Genomic DNA, 325 nt, shown 5'->3' with positions numbered 1-325 from the left:
CCAGGGCGGGCCGCTGGAGCATGTGATCGCGGCCAAGGCGGTCTCCTTCAAGGTCGCCGCCTCGGAGGAGTTCAAGGAGCGCCAGCGCCGTACGGTCGAAGGCGCGAAGATCCTCGCCGAGCGGCTGACCGCCGCCGATGCCCGTGCGGCCGGGGTGAACGTGCTCTCGGGGGGCACCGACGTGCACCTGATCCTGGTCGACCTGCGCGAGTCCGAGCTGGACGGACAGCAGGCCGAGGACCGCCTCCACGAGGTCGGCATCACCGTCAACCGCAACGCCGTCCCCAACGACCCGCGCCCGCCGATGGTGACGTCGGGCCTGCGC

The 325-nt window shown here is 72.0% G+C and carries 1 pseudogene; it reads left to right on the top strand.

Annotated features, from left to right (window positions below):
• Positions 1-325 (top strand): annotated as a pseudogene (locus IF78_RS0142975) (serine hydroxymethyltransferase); the annotation flags it as partial.

This window comes from Streptomyces bicolor (genome assembly GCF_000719285.1).
In the GTDB taxonomy this organism is placed as follows: domain Bacteria; phylum Actinomycetota; class Actinomycetes; order Streptomycetales; family Streptomycetaceae; genus Streptomyces; species Streptomyces bicolor.
This window is presented reverse-complemented; position numbering and strand designations above follow the sequence as displayed.